The organism is Tessaracoccus sp. MC1865 (genome assembly GCF_017815535.1).
Lineage (GTDB): Bacteria > Actinomycetota > Actinomycetes > Propionibacteriales > Propionibacteriaceae > Arachnia.
This window is the reverse complement of sequence record NZ_CP072596.1, coordinates 960,203-974,919: the sequence shown is the minus strand read 5'-3', so window position 1 is coordinate 974,919 and position 14,717 is coordinate 960,203. Positions and strand designations below refer to the sequence as shown.

General features: G+C 67.9%; 14 protein-coding genes. 4 read left to right on the top strand and 10 right to left on the bottom strand.

All coding sequences use genetic code 11. From position 1 onward, the window contains the following. Positions 1 to 112 precede the first annotated feature (112 nt). The 4 genes from J7D54_RS04390 to J7D54_RS04375 form a co-directional block, all read right to left on the bottom strand. Positions 113 to 1,303, bottom strand: coding sequence for a BMP family protein (locus J7D54_RS04390; protein WP_182764530.1), 1,191 nt, complete (start codon positions 1,301 to 1,303; stop codon positions 113 to 115). A 117-nt stretch (positions 1,304 to 1,420) separates the two neighbouring features. Continuing rightward, positions 1,421 to 2,632: a phosphotransferase gene (locus tag J7D54_RS04385; protein ID WP_182764531.1), complete on the bottom strand. Its 1,212-nt coding sequence runs from the start codon at positions 2,630 to 2,632 to the stop codon at positions 1,421 to 1,423. Then, a complete protein-coding gene (locus tag J7D54_RS04380; RefSeq protein ID WP_370585872.1) occupies positions 2,625 to 3,983 on the bottom strand; it encodes a hemolysin family protein in 1,359 nt (452 codons plus the stop codon). The genes J7D54_RS04385 and J7D54_RS04380 overlap by 8 nt, the downstream gene beginning before the upstream one ends. A gap of 9 nt (positions 3,984 to 3,992) precedes the next feature. Further along, complete coding sequence (locus J7D54_RS04375) at positions 3,993 to 4,841, bottom strand: formyltetrahydrofolate deformylase (RefSeq protein ID WP_209455254.1); 849 nt, start codon at positions 4,839 to 4,841, stop codon at positions 3,993 to 3,995. A 170-nt stretch (positions 4,842 to 5,011) separates the two neighbouring features. On the opposite strand from J7D54_RS04375, the gene J7D54_RS04370 reads away from it, so the two are divergent. Further along, entirely contained in the window at positions 5,012 to 5,359 is a 348-nt protein-coding gene (locus J7D54_RS04370; RefSeq protein WP_182764533.1) for a DUF485 domain-containing protein, read from the top strand. Then, complete coding sequence (locus J7D54_RS04365; RefSeq protein WP_182764534.1) at positions 5,356 to 6,981, top strand: cation acetate symporter; 1,626 nt, start codon at positions 5,356 to 5,358, stop codon at positions 6,979 to 6,981. Before J7D54_RS04370 ends, J7D54_RS04365 begins: the two co-directional genes overlap by 4 nt. Positions 6,982 to 7,047: 66 nt before the next feature. On the opposite strand, the gene J7D54_RS04360 is transcribed toward J7D54_RS04365, so the two are convergent. Together J7D54_RS04360 and J7D54_RS04355 are read right to left on the bottom strand one after the other, a co-directional pair. Further along, positions 7,048 to 8,037, bottom strand: a complete 990-nt coding sequence (locus tag J7D54_RS04360) for a malate dehydrogenase (RefSeq protein ID WP_182764535.1) — start codon at positions 8,035 to 8,037, stop codon at positions 7,048 to 7,050. Between the two features lie 91 nt (positions 8,038 to 8,128). Further along, a complete protein-coding gene (locus J7D54_RS04355) occupies positions 8,129 to 8,791 on the bottom strand; it encodes a vitamin K epoxide reductase family protein (RefSeq protein WP_245244128.1) in 663 nt (220 codons plus the stop codon). A 383-nt stretch (positions 8,792 to 9,174) separates the two neighbouring features. Between J7D54_RS04355 and J7D54_RS04350 the strand changes: the two genes are divergently transcribed. Together J7D54_RS04350 and J7D54_RS04345 are read left to right on the top strand one after the other, a co-directional pair. Beyond that, a complete protein-coding gene (locus J7D54_RS04350) occupies positions 9,175 to 10,101 on the top strand; it encodes a type IV toxin-antitoxin system AbiEi family antitoxin domain-containing protein (protein WP_182764536.1) in 927 nt (308 codons plus the stop codon). Positions 10,102 to 10,240: 139 nt separating this feature from the next. Continuing rightward, a complete protein-coding gene (locus tag J7D54_RS04345; protein WP_182764537.1) occupies positions 10,241 to 11,404 on the top strand; it encodes a PrsW family intramembrane metalloprotease in 1,164 nt (387 codons plus the stop codon). Here the strand turns inward: J7D54_RS04345 and J7D54_RS04340 are convergent. The 4 genes from J7D54_RS04340 to purN are packed head-to-tail and all read right to left on the bottom strand — an operon-like array spanning position 11,401 to position 14,714. After that, positions 11,401 to 11,730 carry a DUF3017 domain-containing protein gene (locus tag J7D54_RS04340; protein WP_182764538.1) on the bottom strand — a complete coding sequence of 110 codons (330 nt, stop codon included), beginning with the start codon at positions 11,728 to 11,730 and terminating at the stop codon, positions 11,401 to 11,403. The genes J7D54_RS04345 and J7D54_RS04340 overlap by 4 nt on opposite strands. Beyond that, on the bottom strand, positions 11,714 to 12,574 hold the full coding sequence (locus J7D54_RS04335; RefSeq protein ID WP_182764539.1) for a bifunctional methylenetetrahydrofolate dehydrogenase/methenyltetrahydrofolate cyclohydrolase: 861 nt from the start codon (positions 12,572 to 12,574) through the stop codon (positions 11,714 to 11,716). Before J7D54_RS04335 ends, J7D54_RS04340 begins: the two co-directional genes overlap by 17 nt. A gap of 14 nt (positions 12,575 to 12,588) precedes the next feature. Further along, positions 12,589 to 14,142: a bifunctional phosphoribosylaminoimidazolecarboxamide formyltransferase/IMP cyclohydrolase gene (gene purH, locus J7D54_RS04330; RefSeq protein ID WP_182764540.1), complete on the bottom strand. Its 1,554-nt coding sequence runs from the start codon at positions 14,140 to 14,142 to the stop codon at positions 12,589 to 12,591. After that, complete coding sequence (purN, locus tag J7D54_RS04325) at positions 14,139 to 14,714, bottom strand: phosphoribosylglycinamide formyltransferase (protein WP_182764541.1); 576 nt, start codon at positions 14,712 to 14,714, stop codon at positions 14,139 to 14,141. The genes purH and purN overlap by 4 nt, the downstream gene beginning before the upstream one ends. Between the last annotated feature and the right edge of the window lie 3 nt (positions 14,715 to 14,717).

Genomic DNA, 14,717 nt, shown 5'->3' with positions numbered 1-14,717 from the left:
AGCGGGTCGAGGACGGCGCGGCCTGAGGGCGGCGCCGAAACCCTGTGGGACGGTGCGAAGAAAGGGGAGGGACGCGCCGTTGCGCCCCTCCCCTGGGTCAACTCAGCGAAGCTCAGGGCTGGCTGGGCGACGTGATTTCGATGGTGCCGGCAATGATGTCTTCCTTGACCTGCTCGACCTCGGCCTTGAGTTCCTCCGGGATCTTGCTGTCGAAGTCGTGGTAATCGGACAGCAGAACGCCACCGTTCTCCAGGGTGCCGACGTACGGCTCGGAGGAGAAGCTGCCTTCGAGGGCCGACTTGATGGCCTCGAACACTGCGACGTCCATGCCCTTCTCGACGGACGTCATGATCTGAGCACCGTACTCAGGAGCGGACTCGTAGCCGTCGGTGTCGACCCAGATGGCGTTGACCTTGCCACCGGATTCCTGGGCGGCCTGGAGAGCGCCGATGCCGGCGGGGCCGGCCACGGGGAGGAGCACGTCAGCGCCCTGAGCGATCAGGGTGTTGGCGGTGTTCTTGCCACCGGGGATGTCACCGAACGGGTTGTTGCCGCCGATGAACTGGCCGTCCTGCTTGGCCTCGTCCCAACCGATGACCTTGACGGAAGCGCCCTTGGCCTCGTTGTAGTAGTTGACACCCTCGTGGAAGCCGTCCATGAAGATGGAAACGGTGGGGTAGTTGGCGCCACCGAAGGTGCCGACGGTGCCGGTCTGGCTCATGCCCGCGGCGAGGTAGCCGGCCATGAACGCGGGCTCAGCAGCGTTGAACAGCAGGCCCTTGGCGTTGTCGACGCCTTCGAACGAGCCATAGTCGACGATCGCGAAGTTCGTCTCGGGGTTCTGCTTGGCTGCGGCCTCAGTGGCGTTGGCGAGAGCGAAGCCGACCGTGACGATGATGTTGCAGTTGGCGTCAATCATGGCCTGCACGTTGCCGGCGTACTCGGCTTCGGCGTTGGACTCGATCTGGTTGGTGGCGATGCCGAGTTCGTCCTTGGCGCGCATGAGGCCGTTGTAGGCCGTCTCGTTGAAGGACTTGTCATCGAAGCCACCGGCGTCGGAGACCATGCAGGCGGTGAAGTCTGCGGCGTCCACGCTGCCGGACGCGCTGGCCGAGGCCGACGCGTCGGTCGAGGGCTCCGTCGAGGGGCTCTCTTCCGTGCCAGGGCTTTCCTCGGCGCTGGTCTCAACGGCCGCGGAAGTTTCCGTGCCGGGTTCGGTGGTGGCGGGCGGTTCGGCGCAGCCGGCGAGCGCGAGAGCGCTGGCCGCAGCGACCGAAACGAGGCTGAGCAGGGACTTCTTCACGAAGATCCTCCTTGTTGGTCCGGTTTCAATGGGGCAACCCGACAATACCGCTCCGTGGCTGGGACATTTGTTGCGCTGCAGTTGATCGTTATAGATACGCAACAATCGCGGATTGGATCACACCACCTGGCGCACCAGGGCGCCCGCGGAGCGGATCATCTGCAGTGTCTGCTGCCGCCAGTCCACCTCCTGGCTGCGGTACGGACCCGTCGCCAACGAGATGATCACGGCGGCGGCCCGCAGCCTCAGTTCGACGGGGTCCACGCGTCGGTCGAACACCGGCACCCAGCGCGCCAACAGATCGCGCACCTTGCCCTCCTGCTCCGGGTTCATCCGCTGGATGGTGGAGAGGTGTCCGATGAGGCAGGCCAGGTCGTCGGCCCGTCTGCCGGGCCCGATGGTGTCGACGTCGAGCATGCCGACGATCCGGCCCTCCGAGACGCGCAACTGACCCTCGTGGAAGTCGCCGTGGGTGGCCTCGTCGCCGGGCGGAAAGAGGGCGAGCCTCTTGGTGATCTCGTCGGTCATCCAGGCGAGCTCGTCCCCCGCGTCGGGCAGCGTGGCCGACACCATCCGCGAATAGTGACCGACGGCCTCGGCCCAGGGGGCGCGACGTTCCAACCGGGCGACGGCGGGCGGCATCGCGTCGAGGATGCCGATCAGGTCCTCGGCGGTGCAGGGATCGCCGGGCTCGAAGAGCGCCCTGGCGAGCGCCATGCCCGGCAGTTCGCGGGTCACGAGGAGGTGGTCAGGGGTGGCGAGTGCCACTTCAGGCGCGGGGATGCCGGCATCGCGGAGCATCGTGTGCTTGGCCAGCACGTCCGCGAACAGCCTCTCGCGCAGCACCTTGACGTAGAACACCATGTGCGGGTCGTTCACGACCACCTTCACCACGGCGCGTCGGCGGGGCCGGTAGCCGATCATCGACAACGACAGCTGGCCACCCGTCACCGGACGCGCCAGCACTCCCCCGGCGTTGAGGGCCTCTGCCATCTTCTCCGGGAAGGCCGCCGTCGGGAGCCCGAGCAGGTCCGGGTCGTTGGGGTAGAGCCACACGGCGACGCGGCGGTTGCCGTCGTCGAAGATCTCCGCGCGCGCGTCCGACGCGGACAACTCCCCCGTGCGGGCGCTCACCCCGAGCAGCTCCGTGCGTTCACCGTGGGGCCAGCGGATCTGCGCCAGGTAGGTGGCGGTGGTGGAATGCTCCGGCGCGGCGTCGACGTGGTCGAGCGACCAGCTCACCAGATTCCCGCCCTGATGCTCGACGGCGGCGCGCAGCAGCGGCTCGACGCGGGGCCCGGTGAGCAGCCCCATGCCGTCGTCAGGCATCCGGGTCCCCCTCCTGGTGCGGCGCCGAGCTCTCCTGCTGTGGCTCCGCAGCCGCCTCGCGGCGCAACGTGAACCACGCGGCGCGTCGGCCGTCCAGCTCGCGGACCTCGAGCGTGTACCAGGCGGCGCGCGCCCCGGCGGAGTTCCGCACGGGTTCCAGCATGACGTTGATCAGGCCGCCCGGCACCGGCAGCTTCCCCACCACGGACATGTAGTAGCCGGCGACGGTGTCGTAGGGGCCCTCTGGGATGACGTGGCCCGTCAACTCGGCGAACTCTTCGATGGTGGTCAGCCCGTCGACCTCATTGACCTCGCGCGCCGCATCGCCGTCGGCCAGGTCGTACTCGTCGGTGATGTCGCCGATGAGTTCCTCGAACAGGTCCTCCAGCGTCACGATGCCCGCCGTGCCGCCGTACTCGTCGCGCACGATGGCGAGGTGGGCGCCTCGGCTGCGCATCGCAGTCATGGCGGTGAGGATCTTGACGGTCTCGGGCAGGAAGAGCACGTCACGGGCCAGCGAGCGGACGTCGCCGGAGCGGGCGGCGCCCTCCACGTCCATGAGGTCGCGCACGTGGATGAAGCCGACGATGCGGTCAGAGGAACCGTCGGTGACCGGGTAGCGGGAATGGGGGGCGCCGCGCACCTCCCGGTAGGCCAGCGAGATGGGCATGTCGGCCGGCAGGAAGTCCACCTCGGTGCGCGGCACCATCACCTCGCGGAGGCTGAGCTCGCCGGCGTCGAAGAGTTCGTCGACGATGCTGCGTTCCTCCACCCCGAGGGTGGTGGAGCTGATGACCATGGCCCTCAGTTCCTCGTCGGTGACGGCATCCTTCGACTGGGTGGGGTCGCCGCCGAGGACCCGCACCAGGAAGTTGGTGCTGATGTCGAGCACCCAGATGAGCGGGCGGGCCAGCCTCGCGATGCCGGAGACCAGCGGCGCCAGCGCCAGCGAGAACGTCTCCGGGCGCTGCATGGCGAGACGCTTGGCGGTGAGCTCCCCCACCACGATGGAGAAGTACGCGATCACCACAGTGGTGAGCACCAGCGACAGCGGTGCGGCGACATTCTCCGCCATCCCCCAGCCCACCAGGACCGGGACGAGACGGGCGCCGATGGTGGCGCCACCGAAGGCGGCCGACAGCATGCCGGAGATGGTCACACCGATCTGCACGGCCGACAGGAAGAGGTTGGGATTGCTGGTGAGCCGCTCGACGGCGTGGCCGCGGCTACCCTTCAGCGACAGGCGCCGGATCTGCGACTCCCGCAGGGTCACCAGAGCCATCTCGGCGGCCGCGAAGACCCCGCCGATGATGATGAACAGCCCGATGAGGGCGATATCTCCTAGCAACAGGAGGCCTGGTCAGCGGAAGATGACGGTGCGGTCACCGTCGGTCAGCACACGGTGCTCAGCGAAGAGGCGCACGGCCTCGGCCAGCGTCTGCGACTCCTGGGCCTGACCCTTGCGGACCAGTTTGGCCACGTCCATCGTGTGGTCGACGCGGACGACGTTCTGCTCGATGATCGGGCCCTCGTCGAGGTCGCCGGTGACGAAGTGGGCAGTGGCCCCGATGAGCTTGACGCCGCGGGTGTGTGCCTGGCGGTAGGGGTTGGCGCCCTTGAAGCCGGGCAGGAACGAGTGGTGGATGTTGATGGCCCGGCCGGCGAGGAACTCGCACAGTTCCGGGCTGAGGATCTGCATGTAACGCGCGAGCACCACCAGCTCCACGTCCTCCTCCTCGACGACCCGGCGGATCTCCGCCTCGAAGGCCGGCTTGGTCTCGGGGGTGACGAAGCGGTGCTTGAACGGCACGTCGTAGAACGCGGCCATGGGCGCGAGGACGGCGTGGTTCGCCATGATGCCGACGACGTCGATGGGCAGGTCGCCGCCCTTCCACCGGAACAACAGGTCGTTGAGCGCATGACCGGCCTTGGAGGCGAGCAGCAGGGTGCGCACCGGGCGCGTCGCGTCGTCCACCCGCAGCCGTGCGTCGAAGCCCCGGGTTGCCGTGTCGACGGAGGTGTACAGCGCCTCGGGATCTGCGTCCTCGACGTGGATGCGGGTGAAGAAGCGGCCGGTGTCCGGGGAGGAGAACTGCTGGAGTTCTGTGATGTTCCCGCCTGCCTGGACGATGCCTCCGGTGATCGCGTGGACGATGCCGGGGCGATCAGGGCAGTCGAGAGTGACGACGAGCTGATGCATGGCGCTCAGCCTAGCGGTATGCGGCGCGGTGCCCCGCGGGCGAGGTCCCCCATGCCCGGCGCTGCCCCCTGGACAACCCGCTCCGTGTGATGGGATAAATCACAGATACACGCAAACGAACTGCCCGATTGCTAGCATGCAGGCGCGCAACGATGCGCCACGCCTGAGGAGAATCCGTCATGGATGACGTCACATCGCCCCACCGGGGCATCATTCCCCCAGAAGAGTTCCACCGGGTCCAGCAATCGGAGAACTTCCAACATCTCAAGAAGGTGTTCCGCTCGTTCGCCTTCCCCATGACCGTGGTGTTCCTCGTCTGGTACCTCGCCTACGTCCTGGGCTCGATCTTCGCGAAGGACCTGATGATGACGCCGGTGTTCGGCAACGTGTCGGTGGGCTTCCTCTTCGGCATCGGCCAGTTCATCAGCACGTTCCTGATCACCTGGCTGTACATCCGCTACATGACCCGGAAGGTCGACCCCGTCGCAGGCGAACTGCGCACTGAGCTGGAGGGCCACTCACGATGACCATTCTCGAAACCCAGTTGCTGGGCAACCCGCTGATCAACATCGGCATCTTCGCCGGCTTCGTCGTCATCACCATGTTCGTGGTGATCCGCGTGAGCCAGGGCGGCAAGAAGCGCGCCGGCGACTTCTACACCGGCGGCGCCCAATTCGACGGCCGCCAGAACGGCTTCGCGATCGCGGGCGACTACCTCTCCGCCGCGTCGTTCCTCGGCATCGTCGGCGCCGTGGCGCTGTACGGCTACGACGGCCTCCTCTACTCCGTCGGCTTCCTCGTCGCCTGGCTGGTCGCGCTGCTCCTAGTGGCCGAACCGCTGCGCAACACCGGCAAGTACACGATGGCCGACGTGCTGAGCTTCCGCATGCGTCAGAAGCCCGTCCGCACCGCCGCAGCCACCTCGACCCTCGTCATCTCCTTCTTCTACCTGCTGGCGCAGATGGCCGGCGCAGGTGCGCTGGTGTCGCTGCTGCTGGGCATCAGTTCCGGTTGGGGCCAGAACCTGGTCATCGGCATCGTGGGCGCGCTGATGGTGGGCTACGTGCTCATCGGCGGCATGAAGGGCACCACGTGGGTGCAGATGATCAAGGCCGTGCTGCTCATCACGGGCGCGCTGATCATGACCATCTGGGTGCTGGCGTTCAAGGGCTTCAACATGTCGGCCCTCATCGGTGCGGCGATCGACAAGACCGCGTCCGACGGTGCGGCCAACCCCGAACTGCCCACCTTCGACCTCCTCGCTCCCATGGAGCGCTACACCGATCCCATCGGCCTGATCTCGATGGGCATGGCCCTGGTGCTCGGCGCCTCCGGCCTCCCCCACGTGCTGATGCGCTTCTACACGGTGCCCACCGCCAAGGAGGCGCGTCGCTCCGTGACCTGGGCCATCGGCCTCATCGGTGCGTTCTACCTGTTCACGATGGTGCTCGGCTACGGTGCCGCGTGGCTGGTCGGCCCCGAGGCCATCCGCGGCATGCCCGGCGGCGCCAACGCTGCTGCCCCGGCGCTCGCCTACCACCTGGGCGGCGCCGTCCTGATGGCGGTCATCGCGGGTGTGGCGTTCGCGACCATCCTCGCCGTCGTGGCGGGCCTGGCGATCACGGCCTCCGCGTCGTTCGCGCACGACATCTACAACAACGTACTCAAGGACGGTAAGGCGGACCCGGCCAAGGAGGTCAAGGTGGCCCGCTGGACGTCGGTCCTCATCGGCGGTGTCGCCGTGTTGGGCGGTATCGTCGCGAAGGAGCAGAATGTCGCCTTCCTGGTGTCGCTGGCGTTCGCCATCGCCGCTTCGGCGAACCTGCCCTCCATCCTCTACTCGCTGTACTGGAAGAAGTTCTCGACGGCGGGCGCAGTGTGGTCGATCAGCGGTGGTCTGGTGACCGCCATCGTGCTGATCGCCTTCTCCCCCGCGGTGTCGGGCAGCCCCGGCTCGATGTTCCCCGACGTCGACTTCTCCTGGTTCCCGTGGGATTCGCCGGCCATCTTCTCCGTGCCGGCGGGCTTCTTCCTCGGTTGGCTGGGCTCCGTCCTGAAGCCGGACCACAACCAGTTCGCCGATCAGGCCGCCGAGATGGAGGTCCGCTCCATGACCGGCGCCGGCGCGGCAGGTGCCCTCGACCACTGACCGACAGGCTGAACGCACACCGGCCCGCCCCCGATTCGGGGGCGGGCCGGTGTGTTGTTGTTCAGCTCAGATGAGGCCGAGGGCCGTGACGGCCTCGCGCTCGTCTGTGAGTTCGGCGACCGAGGCGTCGATCTTGGCGCGGGAGAACTCGTTGATCTCGAGGCCCTGGACGATCTCGTACCTGCCGTCCTTCACGGTGCACGGGAAGGACGAGATGATGCCCTCCGGCACGCCGTAGGAACCGTCGGACGGCACGGCCATGGAGACCCAGTCGCCGTCCGGGGTGCCCAGCACCCAGTCGCGCATGTGCTCGACCGTGGCGTTGGCTGCCGACGCTGCCGACGACAGGCCGCGCGCCTCGATGATGGCCGCGCCGCGCTTGGCGACGGTGGGGATGAAGGTGCTCTCCAGCCAGGCCTGGTCGTTGACCAGTTCAGCGGCGCTCTGGCCGTTGACCTTGGCGTTGAAGATGTCCGGGTACTGGGTGGCCGAGTGGTTGCCCCAGATGGTCATGTTCGTGATGTCGGTGACCGGCACGCCCAGCTTGGCGGCCAACTGCGACAGGGCGCGGTTGTGGTCGAGACGGGTCAGCGCGTTGAACTGCTCGGCCGGGATGTCGGGAGCGTTCTTCATGGCGATCAGCGCGTTGGTGTTGGCGGGGTTGCCCGTGACGAGCACCTTGACATCGTCCGCGGCCACGTCGTTGAGGGCCTTGCCCTGCGCGGTGAAGATGGCGCCGTTGGCCGACAGCAGGTCGCCTCGCTCCATGCCTGCCTTGCGCGGCATTGCACCCACCAGCATGGCCAGGTTGACACCGTCGAACACCTTGGCGGGGTCGTCGCCGATCTCGATGTTGACCACGTTGCCGAAGGCGCAGTCGTCGAGCTCCATGACGACGCCCTCGAGGGCCTTCAGCGCCGGGGTGATTTCAAGCAGGCGCAGCTCGATGGGGGTGTCCCCCAGCAGCGAGCCGCTCGCGATGCGAAACAGGAGGCTGTAACAAATCTGACCAGCGGCGCCGGTGACGGCGATCTTGACGGGAGCTGCAGTGCTCACTTCTCATTCCTCTCTTGGAACGGTAGGTCCTACCAGGGAGACTCTACCGCCCCGTCGGAGGCCGGTGCGCACGGGCTCGGTTGAGCGGGGCTCAGATGAACTTGGGCGCGAACTTCAGGATTTCGATGACCACGATGAGCGCGAGCCACGCCATGAACGAGATGGTCAACCAGCCGTTGCGATGGAAACGCTCCAGCTTCTCGGCGGTCTTCGCGGAGAAGTAGTGGTTGCGTTCCTGGATGTTCCACGCGGTCATGGACCAGAACACGAACGTCGTGGCGACGGTGACCGTGAGGCACCAGGGGCACAGCGCGCCGATCTCGAAGGACGACTGGTAGAGGAGCCAGTAGGCGAAGACGACACCGAGGAAGTAGACCGCGTTGGCGGTGAACATGAACCAGCGCGGGAACCGCACCCCGAAGAGCGACGCGACGGCGATCGTCATGACGACGGGTTCGGCGATCATGCCCAGGAATGCATTGGGGAAGCCGAAGATGTTGGCCTGCCAGGTGGCGCCGACCTTGGCGCAGTCGAACACCTCGTTGATGGAACAGGCCAGGTCCGCGTCGGGGTTGGCGGCCAGCACGATGGCGTCGTAGCTCAGCACCCACGACGCGATGAGACTGACGATGGCGAAGGCGAGCATCTCGCCGAAGATGATGTAGCGCTGGCGCTTGCGCGGCACCGGTCGCGGGTCGCCGCCCGGGTTTGCGGGGTCGAGGATCTCCGACGACGAGGTCATGGTCTCTTGCACGCGTACATCGTAACTGCGCGGCGCAAGCTGCGGTCGCGGCCTCCGGAAGGAGTGGTGAACGGTCAACGACGCTGAGCCCGCCGTCGACGCCCGGGAAGGCCGCCCCGGCAAAGTGAAGTTGTGCACCAACTCCGCTGCACAACTCAACAACGCTGGACCCGCCGTCGGGGCCCCCGGCCCGGCAGAGTGAAGTTGTGCACCAACTCCGCTGCACAACTCAACGACGCTGGACCCGCCGTCGGGGCCCCCGGCCCGGCAGAGTGAAGTTGTGCACGAACTCCGCTGCACAACTCAACGACGCTTGACGCACGGTCCGCCTGGGTTGTGCACAGATGTGCGACGGCATGGGAAGCGGGACTGTCTGCTGAACATAAGTGGTGGGCATGAACAAGATCGTCATGCCTGCCCACCTCATCGCCACCGCTCGCACTCAGGGCGGTGTCATCACGACGAAACAGGCCGCCGCAGCCGGCATCACCCGCGCCGTCACGCAGCGCTTCCTGGACGACCATGTCTGGTGGTCCCTCGCCCGGGGGCTCTATTCCCTCTCCCCAGACCCGCCCTGGGACGGCCTCGCGTGGGGCGGCGTCCTGCTCGGCGGGCCGGACGCTGCGCTGGGGTTCGAGGCGGCAGGCCACAAGCTCGGGCTGTGCGCCCCGACGTCGACCATCGACGTGCTCACCCCGCACCAACGGATCAACCGGGGCTCGTGGCGCTTTCACCGGATGCCGGGGTTCGAGGCCAGCGGAGAGCCACCGGTAGCGAGGATCGAGCAGACGGCCCTGCGCATGTGCGCCGACGCCGAGCCCGAGGCGCTGTTCAGCCAACTCGCCCGAGCGGTGACCTCGCGACGGACCACCCCACGCCGGCTGCTCGACGCCGCGCTGGCCACTCCCAATGTCCGGCACAGGGCGCTGATCGTCGAGGCGCTGGGAGACATCGCCGGCGGTGTGCACAGCGCACTGGAGCGCCGCTACTTCCGAGATGTCGAGCAGCGCCACGGTTTGCCCGACGGCGTGCGCCAGGTGAGTCTGCAGCCCAGCCGCTACAGCGACGTGGCCTACGTCGAGGTCGCCGTCGTCATCGAACTCGACGGACGGCTCGGCCACTCCGGAGACGGCGTCTTCCGCGACTTCGAGCGCGACAACAAGAACTCCATGCGTGGCTACGTCACGCTGCGGTTCGGATGGAACGACATCGTCAACCACCCGTGCAAGGTGGCGCGTGCCGTCGCGCAACTGCTTGTCTCTCGCGGTTGGTCCGGCACGATGACGCCCTGCCGAGGCTGTCCCGACGGCCAAGCAGAGTGAAGTTGTGCAGGAAGTCCGCTGCACAACTTCATTCTGGTCGGGTGCGGCCACCCCGCAGACGCAGCCGCACAGCGCGAACCTGCGCCCCGCAGGCCACGGCCACGGGCGCCACGGCACACACAGGCAATACGGTGGGTCCATGAGCTACCCCACCTATCAACAGGCGGCGCGGCACAAGAAGCAGGCGGTCGTGCTGCCGCTGCTCTTCCTCGTCGTCGGCGGCGCCGGCACCCTGCTGGGCCTGCTCGTTTTCCTCGACCGACCGGCTACCCAGTCGGTCGTCGCGGTGCTCGCGTTCACCGCCGTGCTGGCCCTCGGGGTGGCCTTCGTGCGCTGGCTCGACAAGTGGGAGCCCGAGCCGCCGCTGTTCATCATCGGCGCCTTCGTGTGGGGCGCAGGCGTCTCCGCGCTGGTCAGCGGCATCGTGAACACGGTCGTGGCCTATTGGCTCCAGTCCGAGAACGCGGCCGTCATGGTGTCCGCGCCGCTCATCGAGGAGTCGACCAAGGGCCTCTTCCTCGTGATCGTCCTGCTCAGCACCCGACGGGGGCGCGCGGAGTTCAACAGCCTCACCGACGCCATCGTGTACGGCGCAATGGTGGGGCTCGGGTTCTCGTGGATCGAACACATCACCTATGCGCTCAGGCCGGACACCATGTACGACTCCGTCGAGATCATCCTCCTCAGGCTCCTGCTGGTGGCCTACCTGCATCCCATGCTGACCATCATCGTCTCGATCGGCATCTGGGCAGGCGTCAACGCCAGGGGCCTCATGCGGGTGGGGTGGCCGTTCCTCGCCTGGTGCCTGGCCGTCGCGCTGCACTTCATGCACAACTCCTCCACGGACCTCCTCGGCATGCGCGGCCTCCTGATCGCCGCGGGCATCGAACTACTGGTCTTCGTCGGCCTGCTGATCGTCGGCATGGTGGCCAGGCAGCGGGAGCGCGCCACCGTCGTGCGCCAACTCCCCGCGCTCGTGCACTTCGGCTGGATCACGCCCTTGGAGGCGGGATGGCTCGCCGACCTCGGCGCCCGCCGTCGCATGGTGGCAGCAGCTGGGCGGGAGAAGACGCTGCTGAAGGACTTCATCCAGAACGTCACGGAACTCGCTCTGCTCCGTGGGAGGCTCGAGGCCCTCCCGGATGGGCCGCCGCCGCGGGCCTGGTTGGGGATGCACCGTGAACTGACCGAACTGGTGTTCCATCAGCGGCCGGAGGTGCAGCGCATCCTCAGCGGCGGAGGTGGCTGGACGCCCGTGCAGGGCAGGCCCGGCGAACTGTGGGGCGCCCGCCCCAAGAGTTAGGGGGCAGACGGCGGCACGATGAACGCGAGGGCCACGACGGCGGCGCCGAGCATGGCCAGCACGCTCACGTCGATCCAGCGTCGGCGCACCACCAACAGGCCCGCCACCATGCGCGGGAGGATGAGACGCAGCCCGGCGCCGAGCAGCAGCGCCGCCCCGATGACCAGGGACGCGAGGCGCCACCGGCCCAGCGCTGCGAAGACGACGCCGACGCCGAGCACGGCCACGGTGAACGACAGGGCCCACGGGCTGTCAGGGTAGGAGTCTGCGGGACGGTCCCTGGCCCGTCGCTTCAGCCGGCCCTCGAGCCTATCGCCGAAGATCATTCAGTTGCTCCGCGCGGTCCACGACGTTGCTGAGCAACATGGCGCGGGTCATCGGCCCGACGCCGCCCGGGTTCGGCGTGACGAAGCCGGCCTTGTCCCACACGTCGGGGGCGAAGTCGCCCACCGTCTTGCCGTCGACGCGGCTGACGCCCACGTCCACCAGGGCGGCACCCTCGCGGATCATGTCGGCCGTGATCATGCCCGGCACCCCCGCCGCAGCCACCACGATGTCGGCGAGCCGCGTATGGGCCGCCAGGTCCCGGGTGCCGGTGTGGCAGAGGGTCACGGTGGCGTTCTCGCTGCGTCGGGTCAGGATCAGGCCCAGCGGCCGACCGACGGTGATGCCGCGGCCCACCACGCAGACCTCCGCACCCTTGATTTCGACGCCGTGGCGGCGCAGGAGTTCGACGATGCCGCGCGGGGTGCAGGGCAGGGTGGCCGGTTCGTTCAGCACCAGGCGGCCGAGGTTGATGGGGTGGAGGCCGTCGGCGTCCTTGTCGGGGTCGATCAGCGACAACGCCCAGTTCTCGTCGAGGTGCTTCGGGATGGGCAGCTGCACGATGTAGCCGGTGCAGGCCGGGTCGTTGTTGAGCCCCTCGATGGCCTCGCGGAGCTGCTCAGCCGTCGCGTCCTCAGGCAGTTCCACCCGGATGGAGGCGATGCCCACCTCGTCGCAGTCGCGGTGCTTCATCCGCACGTAGCTCTGGCTGGCGGGATCTGCCCCCACGAGCACAGTGGCCAGGCCGGGCACCACGCCCTGCTCGCGCAGCGCCGCCACGCGGACGGTGAGTTCGGCCTTGATCGCGGCGGCCGTGGCCTTGCCGTCGAGCTTGACTGCGGTCATGGGGTGAGCCTCCGTCAGTGGAAGAAGTGGCGGGTGCCGGTGAAGTACATCGTGACGCCGGCCGCGGTCACCGCGTCGATGACCTCCTGGTCACGCACCGAGCCGCCGGGCTGGATGATGGCGCGGATACCCGCGTCGAGCAGCACCTGGGGGCCGTCGGCGAACGGGAAGAACGCGTCCGAGGCCGCAACTGAACCACGGGCCCGGTCACCGGCACGGTCCACCGCGAGGTGGCAGGAATCCACGCGGTTGACCTGCCCCATGCCGACGCCCACGGAGGCACCGTCGCTGGCGAGCAGGATGGCGTTGGACTTGACGGCGCGCACGGCGCGCCAGGCGAACAGCAGGTCCGCGAGGGTGGCGTCGTCGGCCCGCTCGCCCGCGGCGAGCGTCCAGTTGGCGGGGTCGTCGCCGTCAGCGTCGATCGCGTCGGCCTGCTGCACGAGCAGCCCGCCGTCGATCTCGCGGATGGCCATACCCTCGTTGGTGGAGCCTTCGGCGATCAGGATGCGCAGGTTCTTCTTCCCGGAGAGCACCTCGACGGCGCCCTCCTCGTACCCGGGCGCGACGATGACCTCGGTGAAGATCTCCGCCACCTGCTGTGCCATCTCCACCGACACGGGGCGGTTGGCTGCGATGACGCCACCGAACGCAGAGACCGGGTCGCAGGCGTGGGCCTTGCGGTGGGCGTCGGCGATGTTGCTGCCGGTGGCGATGCCGCAGGGGTTGGCGTGCTTGATGATGGCGACGGCGGGCTCTTCGAAGTCGTAGGCCGCACGACGGGCCGCGTCGGCGTCGACGTAGTTGTTGTAGCTCATCTCCTTGCCGTGGAGCTGGGTGGCGTCGGCCAGGCCGGCGGTGCCGTTGCTGTTGCGGTAGACGGCGGCCTTCTGGTGCGAGTTCTCGCCGTAGCGCAGGTCCGCGACCTTGTGCCACGTGGCGCCGTACCAGGCGGGGAACCCGCCGGGGTGCCCGACGACGTCGCCGGACATCCAGGAGGCGACCGCGACGTCGTAGCTGGCGGTGTGCACGAACGCGGCGGCGGCGAGTTCCTTGCGCTGCGCCAGCGTGAAACCGCCGGCTGCGATGGCGGCGCGCAGCATGTGGTACTGCTCGGCGGAGGTGATGATGGCGACGGAGGCGTGGTTCTTGGCGGCCGCGCGCACCATGGTGGGCCCGCCGATGTCGATCTGCTCGATGCACTCATCCTGCGAGGCGCCGGAGGCGACCGTGGCGGCGAACGGGTAGAGGTTGGTGATCACGAGGTCGAAGGGGGCGATGCCCAGGTCGTCGAGCTGTTCACGGTGGGTGGAGAGGCGGCGGTCCGCCAGGATGCCGGCGTGCACGTGCGGGTGGAGCGTCTTCACCCGGCCGTCGAGGCACTCGGGGAAGCCGGTGACCTCTTCCACGCCGGTGACCTCGATGCCGGCGGCGGCCAATTTGGCGGCCGTGGATCCGGTGGACACGATCTCGATGCCTGCGGCCGAAAGGTCACGTCCGAGTTCAATCAGTCCTGACTTGTCGTATACCGAGACGAGGGCTCGGCGCAGCGGGGTCAGCTCGGTCACGGGTGTTCCTTCTTCCACTCGGAGACGGCTCGGATCAGTAAGCGGCGTTCCACCGTCTTGATGCGTTCATGCAGGGATTCGACGTTGTCGTCATCCAGAACGTCGACGGCCCCCTGAAGCAGGATCCTACCGGTGTCGACGCCGTCATCGACGAGGAATACGGTTGCCCCGGCCACTTTGACACCGGCGGCGAGTGCATCGCGCGGACCGTGCATCCCGGGGAAGCTCGGCAGCAGCGCCGGGTGGGTGTTGATGGTGCGGCCACCGAAGCGCGAGAGGAATTCGGAGCCCAGCAGCTTCATGAAGCCGGCGGAGGCGACCAGGTCCGGTTCGAACTCAGAGACGACCCGCGTGAGCTCAGCGTCCCAGGCACCGCGATCGCCACCTCTGGCAAGCGGATGGGCGACGGCGGGGATCCCTGCGGCACGTGCCCGTTCCAGCCCGAGGGCCGAGGGCTGGTCCGAAACGACGGCCACGACCCGGGCGTCGACCTCGCCTGCGTCGATGGCGTCCAGCAGCGCCTGGCACAGGGTGCCCGAACCGGACAGCAGAACGACAACGCGGGTGGTCACCCG